The organism is Hoeflea sp. YIM 152468, from assembly GCF_029210485.1.
Taxonomy (GTDB): Bacteria; Pseudomonadota; Alphaproteobacteria; order Rhizobiales; family Rhizobiaceae; genus Hoeflea.
The window spans coordinates 120,290-137,210 of sequence record NZ_JARGET010000029.1 but is presented as its reverse complement, the minus strand read 5'-3'; the positions used below and the strand labels follow the sequence as shown (position 1 = coordinate 137,210).

At 61.0% G+C, this 16,921-nt stretch carries 11 protein-coding genes; 7 read left to right on the top strand and 4 right to left on the bottom strand.

Annotated features, from left to right (window positions below; translation table 11 throughout):
• Positions 1-283 precede the first annotated feature (283 nt).
• A complete protein-coding gene (locus PZ897_RS15750) occupies positions 284-625 on the bottom strand; it encodes a hypothetical protein (protein WP_275753460.1) in 342 nt (113 codons plus the stop codon).
• Between the two features lie 197 nt (positions 626-822).
• Here PZ897_RS15750 and PZ897_RS15745 point away from each other — a divergent pair, with 197 nt between their 5' ends.
• On the top strand, positions 823-1,728 hold the full coding sequence (locus tag PZ897_RS15745) for a neutral zinc metallopeptidase (protein ID WP_275753459.1): 906 nt from the start codon (positions 823-825) through the stop codon (positions 1,726-1,728).
• 103 nt (positions 1,729-1,831) lie between these two features.
• Here the strand turns inward: PZ897_RS15745 and PZ897_RS15740 are convergent, their stop codons facing one another.
• Positions 1,832-3,181, bottom strand: coding sequence for a mechanosensitive ion channel domain-containing protein (locus PZ897_RS15740; RefSeq protein WP_275753458.1), 1,350 nt, complete (start codon positions 3,179-3,181; stop codon positions 1,832-1,834).
• Positions 3,182-3,391: 210 nt separating this feature from the next.
• On the opposite strand from PZ897_RS15740, the gene PZ897_RS15735 reads away from it, so the two are divergent.
• Positions 3,392-4,774, top strand: a complete 1,383-nt coding sequence (locus PZ897_RS15735; protein WP_275753457.1) for an MATE family efflux transporter — start codon at positions 3,392-3,394, stop codon at positions 4,772-4,774.
• A 446-nt stretch (positions 4,775-5,220) separates the two neighbouring features.
• On the top strand, positions 5,221-6,831 hold the full coding sequence (locus tag PZ897_RS15730; RefSeq protein ID WP_275753456.1) for an EAL domain-containing protein: 1,611 nt from the start codon (positions 5,221-5,223) through the stop codon (positions 6,829-6,831).
• Positions 6,832-7,039: 208 nt separating this feature from the next.
• Here the strand turns inward: PZ897_RS15730 and carA are convergent, their stop codons facing one another.
• Positions 7,040-8,236, bottom strand: a complete 1,197-nt coding sequence (gene carA, locus PZ897_RS15725) for a glutamine-hydrolyzing carbamoyl-phosphate synthase small subunit (protein WP_275753455.1) — start codon at positions 8,234-8,236, stop codon at positions 7,040-7,042.
• 304 nt (positions 8,237-8,540) lie between these two features.
• Between carA and PZ897_RS15720 the strand changes: the two genes are divergently transcribed.
• The 4 genes from PZ897_RS15720 (at position 8,541) to rpoD (ending at position 15,184) form a co-directional block, all read left to right on the top strand.
• The gene (locus PZ897_RS15720) at positions 8,541-8,990 is read left to right on the top strand and encodes a GatB/YqeY domain-containing protein (RefSeq protein ID WP_275753454.1); all 450 of its coding nucleotides are present in this window, start codon (positions 8,541-8,543) and stop codon (positions 8,988-8,990) included.
• Positions 8,991-9,570: 580 nt separating this feature from the next.
• The gene (locus PZ897_RS15715) at positions 9,571-10,314 is read left to right on the top strand and encodes a LuxR family transcriptional regulator (RefSeq protein WP_275753453.1); all 744 of its coding nucleotides are present in this window, start codon (positions 9,571-9,573) and stop codon (positions 10,312-10,314) included.
• A 332-nt stretch (positions 10,315-10,646) separates the two neighbouring features.
• A complete protein-coding gene (dnaG, locus tag PZ897_RS15710) occupies positions 10,647-12,635 on the top strand; it encodes a DNA primase (protein ID WP_275753452.1) in 1,989 nt (662 codons plus the stop codon).
• 506 nt (positions 12,636-13,141) lie between these two features.
• A complete protein-coding gene (rpoD, locus tag PZ897_RS15705; protein WP_275753451.1) occupies positions 13,142-15,184 on the top strand; it encodes an RNA polymerase sigma factor RpoD in 2,043 nt (680 codons plus the stop codon).
• A gap of 407 nt (positions 15,185-15,591) precedes the next feature.
• On the opposite strand, the gene PZ897_RS15700 is transcribed toward rpoD, so the two are convergent.
• Positions 15,592-16,743, bottom strand: coding sequence for a porin (locus PZ897_RS15700; RefSeq protein WP_275753450.1), 1,152 nt, complete (start codon positions 16,741-16,743; stop codon positions 15,592-15,594).
• Positions 16,744-16,921: the final 178 nt, after the last annotated feature.

Sequence of the window (16,921 nt, the reverse complement as noted above, 5' to 3'; positions counted from 1 at the left end):
AAATGCGGCACAGGAGGGAACCCCCAATGCGGGATTGTTGTGGGGAAAGTGGGAGCGTCGACGCGGCAGAGGCTGTCCCCTCTTTGCGTCGGCCGGTCGACGACGCCGTCATCCCGGCTCGCGGACGCTCGCCCACTGCATCCCGGCTCAAGACCGGGATGAGGGAAAGCCGGGTCCCATCGCATGGCCCGGACGCTAGATGTTGAGGTGACTCTGGCCTTTGCCGGGAAGGGTGCGCCGGCGGCTTCGGCTTGCGTGATGTTTGAGGCGGCGGCGAAGCGCCCTACTTGCCGCGCTTCTGCAGATCCAGCAGCCATTCCACCACATCGGCCTTTTCATGGTCGAACAGCCGGAAGGTGGTCATGGGGAAATGGTCAGCTTCGAGAAAAGTCTCAAACCAGGCGCGGTCGCGGCCGTCGATGGCAACGATGGCCGAATAGGGCGGGGCCATCTCGGCGGTGAGCGTTTCGCCCTCTCGGACATGGCAATCGCGGCACCATTGATCGACCACCGCCTGGCCCCGGGTGACGGCGGCGGACTCGGCCAGCGCCGGGGTGGCTGCGGCAACCAGCGCGATGAGGCCGGTCAGGCTGGCTACCAGCGGGCCGGTTGTTGTCTTCGGCATCAGGGCAATCTCCATACCTTATCCTACAGGCTCGCCATCAGGTGACCCTGATCTTGATCAAGCCGCCGTGGTTCGAGATTTTGAAGCCGTGCCGCAGCCTCGGGCGAAGGAGGTCTTACCCTTTGGCACGGTTTCGCATTGAACTAAACGGCCCTGTAGCGCATTAAGGGAACACCAGCCACCAGGAGCGTGAAGACATGGATTGGAAAGGCCGCCGTCAGAGCGACAATATCGAGGACCGGCGCGGCCGTGCGCCTCGCGGCGGCAATCCGTTCGGGCGTGGCGGCATCCGGCTGCCCTCGGGCGGTGTGCGCCGCTCGGGCATGAGCATCAAGACCATCATCATCATCGGCGTGATCTATCTTGGGCTCAAGCTCATCGGCATTGATCCGTTGCAACTGCTCGGCGGGGCAAATCCGGGCGGGCAGCCGCCGGCACCGGCAAACCAGATCTCCGAAACCCGCAAGGACGAGATGACGCAGTTTGTCGCCACCGTCCTGGCCGAGACCGAAGATGTCTGGAACGGCGTGATGCAATCGCAAGGCTTCGAGTATGCCGAACCCAAGCTGGTGCTGTTTTCCGGTGCGGTCACGTCCGCCTGTGGCAATGCAAGTGCGGCGTCCGGCCCGTTCTACTGCCCCGGCGACCAGAAGGTCTATATCGATCTGAGCTTTTTCGATGAGCTGGCGCAACGGTTCAAGGCGTCGGGCGATTTCGCCCAGGCCTATGTGCTGGCGCACGAGGTCGGTCACCATGTGCAGAACCTGATCGGCGTGCTGCCGAAATTCAACCAGATGCGCCCGTCGATGAGCCAGTCGGAAGAGAACCAGATGTCGGTCCGGGTCGAGCTTCAGGCCGATTGCTTTGCCGGCATCTGGGGTCATTACACGGCGCAGAAGGGCCTGCTGGAGCGCGGCGACCTGGAAGAAGCGCTCAATGCGGCGCAGCAGATCGGCGACGACACGCTGCAGCGCCGGACACAGGGCTATGTGGTGCCCGAAAGCTTCAACCACGGCACCTCGGCACAACGCAAGGCCTGGTTCGCCCGCGGCTTCGAAGAGGGCCGTCTCGACGCCTGCGACACGTTCAACAATCCGGTGTGACGCGCGTACGTTGGCGTTGCCAATGCGGATGTCTGTTGTTATCGCTGCGCCAGGGTGGAGCCGAGCGGACGCATGCATGCTGCCCAGGCGGCTCGGGCAGGTGTCAGGGCTTGCGCTTGCCGGGGCCGCCGGCTTGCGCTGCCGGACCGTCGCGGCGCACCACTTCCACCGGCGTGCGCATGATGATCTCGCGATGCGGGAACGGGATCGAGATGCCGGCCTGCCGGAAGGCGTCCCAGAGCGCCAGCAGCACCTGGCCGCGCACATTGGTCAGGCCCGCCTGCGGGTCCCTGATCCAGAACCGCAACTTGAAATCCAGCGAAGAGGCGCCAAAGGCGGTCATCCAGCAGACCGGGGTCTTGGAGGGCACGACGCGGCCGACGGATTTGGCCGCCTCGATGGCAATGCGGGAAACCTGGTGCGGATCGCTGTCATAGGCGACACCGAAATCGACATCGAGACGGATGAAGTCATCGGAGAACGACCAGTTGACCACCTGCTGGGTGATGAAATCCTCGTTTGGAATCAGGTATTCGCGTCCGTCCCGGGTGATGACGGAGACAAAGCGGGCGCGCAGTTCCCGGATCCATCCGAAGGTCTCGCCCAGCGTGATGGTGTCGCCGGGCTTGATCGAGCGGTCCATCAGGATGATCACGCCGGAGATGAAGTTTGACACCACTTTCTGCAGGCCGAAGCCAAGACCGACGCCGACTGCGCCGGAAAATATCGTCAGGGCGGTGAGGTCGATGCCGGTTGATGACAGTGCCATCATCACCGCGATGACGATGAAACTGATCTTGATGACCTTGCCGGCGAGAACCTTGAACGACGGCGACAGGTCCTCGACGACATTGATGCGGCTGTCGAAGAAATTGCCCAAGAGACTGGCCAGCCAGAGAAAGCCCGCGGTGATGATCACCGTGCGCAGAACGAACAGCACCGATATGCGCAGATCGCCAAGCTGGATTGCAAGCTGATCGAGAAAGGCGGTTGCTTCCGGACGCAGGTCCAGTATCCCCAGCGCCACATAGATGAATATGGTCAGCGCGATCAGCCGCGAGACGGTTCTGTTGTGGATGATCCGGCTTGAGACCGAGATGGTCAGCCAGGCCCAGCCAAGCGCCAGAGCCAGCGCCATCAGGTAGGTGCGTGATGGCCAGGTCAGTTCCAGCGTCACCAGCCGGGCGATGGTCAGCAGCAACAGAAAAATCACCCAGTGACTTCGGCGCATCACCGCGATGATGACCCGAAGCAATCCCGGCTTGCCCTTGATCGTGCGGGCCCGGCTTTCAAGCCAGGGTTCGACCTTGCGCGAGATCAGCCATCCGGTCGCATAGCACAGCGCCACAATCAGGATCTGATAGAAGGTCCAGGGCTGGGCGAAATAGGCCTTTGCCGTCCCCCAGAAGATCACAAGAGCTTGCGCTAGATCGGGGATATCGATGCTGTCCATCACCCCACTATGAAATCTAATGACCGATTTGAGAAGGGCCTAATGCAGGCCGGGCGCCGTGCCGGAGATGCGGATCGCCGCCGTGTGCCGATAGAATGGCCATGCCTGCAAATCGGCAGCGTGCTTTCCAGGACGCCGGCTCCGGTGTATCCCCTCCTTGCCAAGCTACGGGCCCCGGCGCATAAGCGGCTTTCAAGAACGGAGCATTTGATGAACGTGCAGACCTCTGCGGCAAGAGACCGGCAAAGCTGGGGCGCCCATATATGGGCAACGCTGGCGCTCGGACTGCCGCTTGTCGGCACCCAGATTGCCCAGATCGCCATTGCCACCACCGACGTTGTCATGCTCGGCTGGTACGGGACGGAAGAACTCGCATCCGCGGTCCTCGGATCGCAGGCGTTTTTCGTCGTGTTTATCTTCGGCTCGGGCTTTGCCAATGCGATCCTGCCGCTGGCAGCCCAGGCGGAAGGCCGCAATGACCCCACCCATGTTCGACGGTCGGTGCGCATGGGGATGTGGATCCTGCTGCTCTACGCCACCGTGGTGATGCCGTTCCTTTGGCATCTTGAACCGGCGCTGATCGCACTGGGTCAGAAGCCCGACCTTGCGGCGCTGGCCAGCGACTATATCCGCATCGCGCAATGGGGCATGTTCCCGGCGGTGATGATGATGGCACTCAGGTGCTTCTTCGCCGCCCGCTCGCGCGCCGCAATCGTGCTCTGGTCGGCGCTGCTTGGAGCGATGGTCAACGGCGTTCTCAATTACGGGCTGATTTTCGGCCATTTCGGCATGCCGGAAATGGGCGTGCGGGGGGCGGCGATTGCCTCGGTGTTCAGCTCGACGGTGATATTCCTGATCATGGCCGGCTGGGCCCTCTGGCATCCGCGGCATCAGGAGTATCGGCTGTTCCAGCGGTTCTGGCGGCCCGAATGGCCGGCTTTCTTCGAGGTGTTCCGGCTCGGGCTGCCGATCGGACTGACCATTCTCGCCGAGACCGGGCTGTTTCTGGCGGCTTCATTGATGATGGGATGGCTTGGCACCATCCATCTGGCGGCGCATGGCATCGCCATTCAGCTGGCCTCGATCAGTTTCATGATCCCGCTCGGGCTCTCCAATGCGGCGACCGTGCGTGTTGGCCAGGCCTATGGCCGGGGCGACAAACCAGGGCTGGCACGCGCTGCGCACACGGTGATGGCGTTGGCCGCAGTGCTGTCGCTGTCTGCCGCGGCGCTGTTCTGGCTCTTGCCCGAGCCGCTTATCAGCCTGTTTCTCGATGAGGCCAATGTCGATGCGGCCGAATTGCTCGCGGTGGCGGTGCCGCTGCTGCTGGTGGCTGCGGCATTTCAGGTGGTCGATGGTATCCAGGTGGTCGGCGCGGGGCTGTTGCGCGGCATCAAGGATACCCGCATACCGATGATCATGGCGGTGATCAGCTACTGGCCGATTGGCCTGTCGGCGGCCTATGGGCTGGGTTTCGGCCTCGGGCTTGGCGGTCCCGGAATCTGGGCCGGGCTGGCGGTCGGTCTCGGGGTGGCGGCGGTGCTGCTCAATCTGCGTTTTGCCCGGCGGCACAGGTTTCTGGACGTCGCCTGAGGCGGGCGGCGGCAGGCATTGGAGCCAGCCGGTCGTGTTCCTCCCTGCTGCGGGCAAGTGCTATTACAGTTTGGTAACGACTTTTCCATACTCATTTGTAACTCTTGCCGGTTATGTAAGCATGCATGAATATTGCGGCGTTTAGAACACTGGCACTGGGTTTGCATAAACGGCTCGCCGTCTATGCCCATCCCTCCACGTGTGTGGGATACCGCTCCGTTCAGAACTTCACGGGGCGTTTTGTTTCACTCATCATCCTCGCGGTACTCCTTGTCCCGGTTTTTGTCCTTCAGTTCAGCATTTCTGGCTATCCCATTATTGCCGCCGTAATGTTTGTATGCGGTGCAGCCATGATTTCCACCTTGTGGATTTACAGGCGATCTGGCCGATGTGACGTCGCGCGAACTCTCTTTATTTCACTGTTGTTTCTGTTTTTGACCTGGCAGGTGCTGTATTTCGATACTGTGTTTGCGCCCGGGTTGATGTGGTACGTAACCATCCCGATTATCTCGGTCATTCTTGGCGGGTATTACTACGGCTTTATCTGGCTTTGTCTGGTTTTGGCCGCGTCTTTGTCTGCATATCTGATCATTCGGCGCGATGCGATCGGCGGATACGATATTCACAGTTTTGAATTTCTGTACATCGTCAGCTTGCTGGTACTGGAGATGTCGGTTTTCATTTTCATCTCGATGATCGAATCTGCGCGTGCGGCCTCCCACCGGAGACTGGAGAACGTCAATGAAATCATGAAAATCCGTGCAGGAACCGACGAGCTGACAAACCTCTACAATCGGCGCGCCTTCAACGAATTGCTTCTGGAGCGATCTCTCCGGCTTTCGGCGGATGACCGTATTGCTGCGATGATCTTCGATGTTGATGGTTTCAAGGCGGTCAACGACACATTCGGACATGATGTCGGTGACAAGCTTCTGCAGAAAGTTGCCAGGCAACTGCAAGCTCTGTCCAATTCGCACGGGGGAATACTGGCGCGATTGGGGGGTGACGAATTTGCGGTGTTTATCTGGGGCGAGCGCGTCGACGTCAAGGCGGACTTGATAGCGACCGGCGCGTTGGCGATTGTGCATGAAACCATCGAGGTGGAAGGGCGCCATGTGGATATCGGCATCAGCGTGGGTGTTGCGCTTGGTGACGCTTCTGTCGAAGCGATGGAGCTTCTGCACCGGGCCGATGTCGCCATGTATGAAGCCAAGAGAAGCGGCAGAAGCCGCATTTGTGTCTACGACACCGGTCTGGCGTCAAACCGGCAACTGCGAACCGAACTGGCGGAAGAGCTGCGTCTTGCCGTTGAAGAAGCAAGGATCTCGGTCGTCTACCAGCCAATCGTTGACGCCAAGACCCGAAATCTGACGGGGGTTGAGGCGCTCTGTCGCTGGACACGCGAGAATGGACATTCCGTTCCGCCTGATGAATTCATCCCGATTGCCGAAGAGTACGGCCTGATCAATGATCTGGGCCTGCACGTCATAAGGACGGCAGCCCGGACGGCAGTCAATTGGCCGAACCTGAAGCTGTCGGTCAATCTGTCGCCTGTCCAGTTTCGGTGCTCGACACTGGTGGAGGATATTCTGTGCGTCTTGGGCGAGGAAGGTTTCCCGCCCGGGCGGCTGGAGCTCGAAGTTACCGAAGGATGGCTGATTGACAATGAAGACCGGGCCCAGCCGCTGATCACAGCGCTGCGGACGGTCGGCATCATGATCGCCCTGGATGATTTCGGAACCGGATATTCAAGTATAGGCTATCTTCGCAAATACCAGTTCGGGCGGCTCAAGATCGACAAATCCCTGGTGACCGATCTCATCGAGGATCCTAAAGCCCAGTCCATCGTCCAGGCCGCGGTCTTGTTGGCGAAGGGGCTTTCTCTCGATGTCACTGCTGAAGGGGTGGAAAAGGAAGAACAGGCGCGCATTCTCCAGTTGATCGGATGCAGCAATCTTCAAGGCTATTATTTCGGCAGGCCACAAAGCGCCTTCGACATAGATGTGCTTCTTCGCGGGGCAAAGCCTGCAGGCCCGGCCCTGAAGGATGGCCGGTAACCGGAACTCGCCGTCGAGCTGCGGTTGTGCATGTCGCGTTCAAACGGGCTCATCTGAAGTCAACACTCGCGCCTTGCTACAAAGTGCGCAAGTGCCGCAGCACCCCGTCCTAACCATGGCCGTCGTTCGGACCAGTCGCAACAAAGCCGCCGTCGCCTGCCCCTTGGCGGCGGGCACGGCGGATTGACGCACAAGGCCGGGGTTGGTCTCAGCGCTCGGCTGCGGTCTCGAAGCCCTTGCGTTCGCCGATCATGGTCATGAAGCGGCGGAACAGGTAGTGGCTGTCCTGCGGGCCGGGCGAGGCCTCCGGGTGGTGCTGGACCGAAAACACCGGCTTGCCGACGAGCCGCAAACCGCAATTGGAGCCGTCAAACAGCGAGATATGGGTTTCCTCGACACCTTCGGGAAGGCTTTTGCCGTCGACTGCAAAGCCGTGGTTCATCGAGACAATCTCGACCTTGCCGGTGGTGTGGTCCTTGACCGGGTGATTGGCGCCATGGTGGCCCTGATGCATCTTCACGGTTCGGCCGCCAAGCGCCAGTGCCAGGATCTGGTGGCCCAGGCAAATGCCGAACACCGGTATGCCGCTGTCGATCAGATCGCGGATCACCGGCACCGCATATTCGCCGGTGGCTGCCGGATCGCCCGGCCCGTTGGACAGGAACACCCCGTCGGGCGACATCGCCAGAATATCCTCGGCGCTGGCGGTGGCGGGAACCACCGTGACCTTGCAGCCCATCCCGCTCAACAGCCTCAGAATGTTGCGCTTGACGCCATAGTCGATGGCGACGATGTGGGCGAGGGAGCCGGCGCCCTCGGCAAAGCCTTCGTTCCAGACCCAGGGGCCTTGAACCCAGCTCGACGACTGGCCCGATGTTGCCTCCTTGGCCAGATCGCGGCCCTCGAGCCCGCTCCACCTGGCAGCTTCGGCCGTGAGCGCGGCGATGTCGAAATTGCCGGAAGGATCATGGGCGATCACTGCATTGGGAGTGCCGTTCTCGCGGATCCAGGCCGTCAGCGCGCGGGTGTCGACGCCCGACAGGCCGATGATGCCGCGAGCCTTGAGCCATTGGTCAAAATGCTCGACCGCGCGGTAGCTCGATGGCTGGGTGATGTCGGCCTTGATGACCGCACCGACGGGGCCGATGCGGGCGGCAGGCGTCAGGTCCTCGATGTCTTCGTCATTGGCGCCGATATTGCCGATGTGCGGAAAGGTGAAGGTGACGATCTGGCCGAGATAGGACGGGTCGGTGAGAATTTCCTGGTAGCCGGTCAGAGCGGTGTTGAAGCAGACTTCGGCGCGGGCCTGGCCAATGGCGCCGACACCCGTTCCCTTTATCACGGTTCCATCGGCAAGAACCAGAATGGCGGTCGGCTTTGTCTCAGTCCAGGGGCTCGTGGTCATGTCAACTCCGTTCACGGCGCTCGGCCGCTTCATCGCCGGGGGGAGCCCCTTGATGTTTGTCCGGGGCATCGCCATCTAGTGAGCCGGAAGCCAGCCGCGGTAAGCAGTTCCCGCGATGGATGGGTCTTCGTCCGGTCTTTCAAAAGCCGGTAAATAGAGAAGGCGCAGGCTGCGGTCAATCGATACCGTGGCGTGGACCAGCCAATAAATAGCTTGAACAGGATGCAGGCGAGGGGGTAATCCTCTGATTCCGCCTGCGCGGGCCCGAATGGGTAATGAAGGAACTGCCGGAGAAAGTCTGATCATGCGTGAACGTTTTACTGAAACGCTCAAGGATGCCATTCGCGGCAAGGATCCGCGGCGTATATCAACGTTGCGGTTGATCCAGGCGGCGATCAAGGATCGCGACATTGCCAATCGCGGTGCAGGCAAGGACCCCGTCAGCGATGACGAGATCCTGCAGATCCTGACCAAGATGATCAAGCAGCGCGAAGAGTCGGCCACAATCTATGAAGAGAATGCGCGGCTGGAGCTTGCCCAGCAGGAGCGCGATGAAATTGCCATCATTCGCCAGTTCCTGCCACAGCAACTGCCGGAAGAGGAAGTGCGCGAATTGTGCAAATCGGTGGTGGCGGAAACCGGCGCTTCGGGCCTGCGCGACATGGGCAAGTGCATGAACGTGCTCAAGGAACGCTATCCCGGCCAGATGGATTTCGCCATGGCCTGCGGCATGGTCAAGAACCTGTTGCAGTAGCCTGCGGCCAACAGGGCGCTTTACCGTGCCTGTTGGCCTGCACTGAAATTCGACTTTACCCCAGGTGTCATGAACGGCTTGCGTCCTCATTCAGGGCGCGGCCGGATGGCCTTGTTTGGACGGCAGCACACAGGCCTTCTGCAAGGCAGGCGGTGTGCTGTGTGGCGAGCTGTGGTGTTTTCGTCAGGGTAGGGGCCGGGCGCGTCAGTGCTCTGGGCGGTGAATCTATCGCGCTGTGACAACTCCTGAGTGGTAAGCGGCCCAAGCTTGATCTATGATGGCGCCCACCGGGCGGGATGGTGTTTCCTGCATGCGGTGTTCAGCACCACATGGGGTGTAGGCCCGATCTGTTCCGAGCCTTTCGGACAGGCCTGGCTGCCAGTCAGCGCTTTGTCTCCGGGGCGCGCGGCTCGTGTTGGTTTGCGGGGAAAACGTTTGAGGTGGCAGCCTAGCAGGTGTAACCAGTGGTACCGGGCGTTGCAGATTCGTGCTGTCCTGGATCTGTGTCAGCGGGACAACTGCAGCGGGTGCGGTTAAATCTCTGGAGTTGGTCCGCTCCATGGGCATATCGGATGATTGAATGAAGGCGCAAGCAACCAACGCGGCCTTGTCGGCACCATTGTTCGAATCCGTCGTCAGGATTCGCACGATTTTTGATGCCATGCAGGTCTTGCGACAGGCCTGCACCGAGTATGACTTCCGCTATTTTTCGGTGATTTCGCTCCAGAATACCCCCGCTGACACGCCTCAGACCATTGCGCAACTGTCGCTGATTTCGAGCTGGCCGCCGGAAATGACCGCTGAGTATGACAAGCTGGAGCTGGCCAGGAACAGTCCGATTCTGAACGAATTGCGGAAGAAAATAACCCCGGTTCTGATCGACATCAAAGCGCTCAACCGTGGTCTTTCAACGCAGAAGCAACTGCGCGCCGACAGGTTGTTCACGCAATATGGGCTGACCATGGGCGTGAGTTTCCCCATCCACGATATCGGTGGCCTGAGATATGCGGTTTGCTTCCTTGGCGGCCGCGCGCTTCTGTCGGACCAGGAATTGTCGGCGCTTGCCATGTTTGCCACCATGCTGGTCGAACAGATTTCGAAGATCAATATTGCCGACCAGCCGGCGAAACCGATTCTCAACAGGCGCGAAGTCGAAATCCTGTGCTGGACCGCTGAAGGCAAAACCAGTCCCGAGATCGCGCGGATTACCGGGCTTTCTGAGCACACCATCAACCGCTACGCCACCATTGCCACCAGGAAACTGGGATGTTCGAACCGAACCCAGGCGGTCGTTTGCGCCATCCGGCTGGGACTGTTCAGCTGACCTGACCTGACCTGACCTGACCTGACCTGGCCGGCGGTAGCCGGCGACGGTCGCCATCCAGTGGCCATCTCTGTGCGCGATCCCGGCGACAGCGATACAGCGCCACGCAATCGGCAGGATGTTGCAAGAACGTTGTATCTGCTTGAATCAATGCATGGACGTTGCCGCTCAGACCAATCCATCTGAACACGACCTGCCCAAGCGCCGCTGGAGCGCCGGTGCTTGTGCATAACGGGGAGTGGCGTGCTTGAGCCTTTGCCAGCGGTAACCGGCGTGCCTATATAGACGGGATCTTCAACCAGGCTGTTTTTGCGCCGGAGGCGCGCCCGATCTTGCGGTTTTCTCCGTCCTTTCTCGACGATATCCGTGAACGCGTTCCGATCTCGGACGTGATCGGCCGGCATGTGACCTGGGACCGGAAAAAGACCAACACATCGCGCGGCGACTGGTGGGCCTGCTGTCCCTTCCATGGCGAAAAATCGCCGAGCTTTCACTGCGAGGACCGCAAGGGCCGGTATCATTGCTTTGGCTGCGGCGTCTCGGGCGACCATTTCAGGTTTCTCACCGAGCTTGAAAGCCTGAGTTTTCCCGAGGCGGTCGAGCGCGTCGCCGATATGGCCGGCATCGCGCTGCCTGCGCCCGACCCGCAAGCGGCGCAACGGCAACGCCAGCGCGCCAGCCTCGAGGATGTGATGGAGATGGCTGCCGCCTTCTTCGAGGCCGAGCTTCAGGGCCCCCAGGGTGCCAAGGCGCGGGCCTATTTGCGCGACCGCGGGCTGTCGGGCCGCACCATTGCAGCCTTCCGGCTCGGCTACAGTCCCGACAGCCGCAGCGCGCTGAAAGAACATCTGGCTTCGCGCGGCGTCGGCAAGGAGCAGATCGAGGCTTGCGGGCTGGTGGTGCACGGTCCCGAAATCGCCGTCTCCTATGACCGCTTCCGCGACCGCATCATGTTCCCCATCCTGTCGTCGCGGGAGCGGGTGATTGCCTTTGGCGGTCGCGCCCTGTCGCCAACGGCGCCGGCGAAATACCTCAATTCCAACGAAACCGAGCTCTTCCACAAGGGCAATGTGCTGTACAATTTCACCCGCGCCCGGCGCGCCTGCGGTCCCGACGGCACCTTGATCGTGGTCGAGGGCTACATGGACGTGATCGCGCTGGCGCAGGCAGGCATCGACAATGTGATCGCGCCTTTGGGCACTGCGCTGGGCGAAAATCAGCTCAAGCTGGCCTGGCGGGTGACGCCACATCCGGTCTTGTGTTTTGATGGTGACGAGGCCGGCCAGCGTGCCGCCAACCGCACCGTTGATCTGGCGCTGCCGCTGATCGGCCCAGGCCGGTCGCTCCGGATCGCCGTGCTGCCGCCGGGCAAGGACCCCGATGATCTGGTGCGTCAGGATGGCCGCGAGCCGTTCGACCAGGTGATCGAATCGGCGCGTCCGCTGGCTGACATTGTCTGGTCGCGCGAGGCGGGGAGCGGGGTGTTTGAAACCCCTGAAAGCCGCGCCGAGCTGGAAGCCAAGCTGCGGCAGACCACTGCGCTGATCGCCGATGAAAGCCTGCGCCGGCATTATCAGCAGGACATGCGCGACCGCATGCAGGCATTTTTCGGCACCGGCCATCGCTTTGGCAATCAGGACAAGGGCAGATCCGGCGGTGGTGCTTACGGCCGCGGCGGATATGGTGGCGGCGGGCGGGACGGCAAACGCGGTGGCGGGCTGCAGTTCGTGCGTTCCTTGGCGGTGTCGGACCGGCTGAGCCAGTCCGGCTTGGTGCGCGGCCATGGCGCCATGCCGTCCTTGCGTGAAACCGTGCTGGTGATGACGGTGGCCAATCATCCGCAGATGCTGCACCACGAATTTGATGAGCTGTCAGCGCTGGAATTCGACGACAAGGGCCTGATGCGGGTCTGGCAGGTCATGCTCGACGCCGCCTCGGTGGGCGGACGGTTCGACCGCGAACGGCTGTTCGAGGCGCTCGAAGCTGACGGGCAGGGCGCTTTCATTGCCCGCCTCGAGACCCAGATCCGGAACGCGCGGATCTGGACGGCGACAGTCGAGGCGGCGGCCGAAGATGCGCATGAAGGCTATCAACAGGCGCTGGCACTGCACAAGCGCACCCGCGAGCTCAAATGGCAAAGGGCCGAGCTGGAGCGCGATATTGCCGAAGCCACGGAAGCCGGCGACGGCGAGGCGATTCCGGGCTTGATGCTGGCGCTGCAGGAAGTCCACCTCGAAGCGGCGCGGCTGGAAAACCAGGAGGCCATCATCGACGGCTTTGGCGTGCTGTCGGGCCGGGCCAAGGGCGGACGCGGCAGTTAGAACCGCGCCCTGTTGATCGACCGAGGTTTTCGCCTGTCCGTCGCCCCGCTCAGCGCGCCCTGCTTTCAAGCTGTCGGGCGGCAGGTGCGCAGCGGCAATTTGCGCGGCCGCACTTGTGAAATCGAAAGTGGCTCCTACATAGGGAATCTGGAGATTGTCCGGGAAACGCAGCCGATTGCGCGCTAATCCTCCCAACTGGGCGGTTTTTGGCTGATAAGCCTTGACGAAAAGGTTTTTTATGGGAATCACCTGTTGGACACAAGCGCGCGAGATTACAGGGCTCGACGGGTCTGAATCGATATTGCGTTTTCCAGGCTCCGCATGACTGAAGAGTTAAAGGCCGCAAACTTGAATGATCGGCATGGTTAACAGGGTATTAGGTATCCGTACGCCACAACATACCGGATGATTCGCGAAACGGCCGGCCGCCATCATGGCGGGCGGCATGCGCCAGTTTCTGGCGCGGGCGAAATCAACCGACTGAAATCCGGGGAAAGTGACTGCCCATGGCAAGCAAGGTAAAAGAAGCAGCAGACGAGACCGAGAACGAGCGCGAGGCCACCACGCCTGACGGGCCGTTGCTCGACCTTTCGGATGATGCCGTCAAGAAAATGATCAAGACCTCGAAAAAACGGGGTTATGTGACCATGGACGAGCTCAATGCTGTGCTGCCCTCGGAGGAGGTAACCTCCGAACAGATCGAAGACATCCTGTCGATGCTCTCCGATATGGGCATCAATGTGGTCGAGGAAGACGAGGCCAACGAAGACAAGGAAACGGAAGAAGAGACCGAGACCGAAAGCGAAGGCACCGAAGTTGCCACCGCAGCCGGTTCGGCCGTTACCACCACCAAGAAGAAAGAGCCCACGGACCGTACCGACGATCCGGTGCGGATGTATCTGCGCGAAATGGGTTCGGTGGAGCTTCTCTCCCGCGAGGGCGAGATTGCCATCGCCAAGCGCATCGAGGCCGGCCGCGAAACCATGATCGCGGGGCTTTGCGAAAGCCCGCTGACCTTCCAGGCGATCATCATCTGGCGCGAGGAGCTCAACGAGGGCTCGACACTGTTGCGCGAGATCATCGATCTGGAAACCACCTATTCCGGCCCCGAGGCCAAGGCTGCGCCGCAGTTCCAGAGCCCTGAAAAGATCGAGGCCGACCGGAAGGTCGCCGAGGAAAAGGAAAAGGCGCGTGCCGAGAAGGCCAAGTCCGACGACGTCACCAATGTCGGCGGTGAAGGCCAGTATGATGACGACGATGACGACGATGACGAGAACAATCTCTCGCTCGCGGCGATGGAAGCCGAGCTGCGTCCGCAGGTGATGGAAACCCTCGACACCATCGCCGAGACCTACAAGAAGCTGCGCAAGCTGCAGGACCAGCAGGTCGAGGCACGCCTTGCCGCCACCGGCACGCTCTCGCCGGCACAGGAACGCCGCTACAAGGAACTCAAGGACGCGCTGATCACGGCGGTCAAGTCGCTGTCACTGAACCAGAACCGCATCGACAGCCTGGTCGAGCAGCTGTACGACATCAACAAGCGTCTGGTGGCCAATGAAGGCCGTCTGCTGCGTCTGGCCGAAAGCTACGGCGTCAAGCGCGATGACTTCCTGGTGCAGTATTCCGGCGCCGAACTTGATCCCAACTGGATGAAGTCGATCGCCAATCTGTCGGCCAAGGGCTGGAAGGAATTCGCCAAGTCCGAATCCAGCAACATCCGCGACCTGCGCACCGAGATCCAGTTTCTGGCCACCGAAACCGGCATTTCGATCTCCGAATTCCGCCGCATCGTGCAGATGGTGCAGAAGGGCGAGCGCGAGGCGCGCATCGCCAAGAAGGAAATGGTCGAGGCCAATTTGCGGCTGGTGATCTCGATTGCCAAGAAATACACCAACCGCGGCCTGCAGTTCCTCGATCTCATCCAGGAAGGCAATATCGGCCTGATGAAGGCGGTGGACAAGTTCGAATACCGCCGCGGCTACAAGTTCTCGACCTATGCCACCTGGTGGATCCGGCAGGCGATCACCCGCTCGATCGCCGACCAGGCCCGCACCATCCGTATTCCGGTGCACATGATCGAGACGATCAACAAGATCGTCCGCACCTCGCGCCAGATGCTGCACGAGATCGGCCGCGAGCCGACGCCGGAAGAGCTGGCGGAAAAACTCGCCATGCCGCTGGAAAAGGTGCGCAAGGTGCTGAAAATCGCCAAGGAGCCGATCAGCCTGGAAACGCCGGTCGGCGACGAGGAAGATTCGCATCTGGGTGATTTCATCGAGGACAAGAATGCGATCCTGCCGATCGACGCGGCGATCCAGGCCAATTTGCGTGAGACCACCACCCGCGTGCTGGCCTCGCTGACGCCGCGCGAGGAACGCGTGCTCAGGATGCGCTTCGGCATCGGCATGAACACCGACCACACGCTCGAGGAGGTCGGCCAGCAGTTCTCGGTCACCCGCGAACGTATCCGCCAGATCGAAGCCAAGGCGCTGAGAAAACTCAAGCACCCGAGCCGCTCCCGTAAGCTGCGCTCGTTCCTGGATAGCTGACGTCTTCCTTCTCTCCCCTTGAGGGAGAGAAAGCAAAAGCAACCATTTGGCCGAAGGCTCAACGTTGGATTTTGCAAGTGAAGCGGCAGCCCCAATTTCAAAACCCGGCCATTGCGCCGGGTTTTTTGCTGCCGGTCCTTCGGCATCCGGGCACCGTCGCAAACCCCCGTCATTCCGGCCCTTGAGCCGGAATCCAGCCACGACGCGTCCGCGTCGTGAAAAGAGTCGTTTGGCTCGCGGACGCTCGCCCGCTGGATGCCGGATCGGGGTCCGGCATGACGGAAAATGGTAAGCTCCTCCAGGAACCGCAACGACGGCCGATAGCCCCCTTTCCTCCAGTGTTCATCGCATGGGCTGCGCGCACATATTCGGGGCATGAAGCGTGTGAGCCTCACCCCGGCCGCTGCTTAGAACTGCACGCGAAGGCCGAAGGAGGCTATGACGCGGGTGGCCGAGTCCGACGAGAAGCCGGCGTTGGCCTGTTCGCTGGGATTTTGCGGCGCGCTGAAGCTGGTGACTTGCGGCAGGTAGGAAAACTCCACCTTGCTGCCCAGACGCCAGCCGGGCGCAATTTCATAGGACGCACCCAGCGAGACGCCGGCCCCGACGGTAAATCCGCTCTCGGAATAGCTTCGCGTCTCGTTGATCTGGGTGCCGAATGCGCCGGTATTATGAGAGTAGTAGCCTTTGCCGGTATGATAGCCGAGATAGAGATCGGCGCCGATGCTGGTCTTGAATTTGCCATCCAGACACGGCGGCAGCCCGATATGGGTTCCCAGGCGGACACCGAAATACTCGTCCTTGGCGTCGAGATCATAGTTCTGGTAGAAGCCGTTGAACGGGGTTCCGTTGAAGGTCAGGTCGGACCGTCCGGTGGCATCTGTATCCAGGGTCTCATAAAACAGCCCCAGGCGGCCGCGGACACGAAGCCCGTCACGGTCATCGTCAGCGTCATCGCTGCTCCCGTCAAACCCCGGCACCGCAAATTTCAGCCCCAGATTGGCGCGGTGCCAGCTGTTGCCCAGTGTGCCGCTGCTGTCGAGCCCGAAGCCATTGGTGCTGGCGATCACGCCGGTGCCGTACATGGGGTGCTGCTGGAGAAAGGTGAACCCGGTTTGCGTGACATTGTCTGCGCCGATCACCGAACTTCCCTGATAGCCTTCATCGCCCCAGGCGCCCTCGTAATCGATATAGGCGCCGACCAAGGGCAGATCACCGATTTTTGCGTCGCCGTAATCGCCTGAGGTGCGAAAGCCGACCCTCAGGCCATCGCGCCTGATCCAGTTGCCGTAGGTGGCGCCGAACAGCTCGTTTGAGGGCCCGCCGGCGCCCCGGACCACCGTGCCCCCGCCAATGCTGTGGGTGTTTTTCAGCCACGACGTCTGGTAGTCGACATAGCCGGTAAGTCTCAGGCAGGTCTCGGTTCCCGGAATGTAGAAGAAACCACTGCCGTAGCTATCGCAGACCCGGACATATTCGTCAGGTTCCGCCACCGCGTGACCCGGAACCGCAATGCCGAGTGCCGCTATTGAACATATCGCTGCCAGATTGGTCCGCATGATTAGCCCCCTTGTTCCGCGTAGCCCGCGTTCCGCAGTGAGCGGGTTTGGAAGGCCGCGTGAATCGTGCAGGCCGATTATACATCCGCTTTGCAAGTATTGCAAAAAAAATGACGCAGCGTCAGGTGGGAGGTAGCAAGGATAGGATTTGACGTTTTGCAGTTGAGGTGGCTAAAGG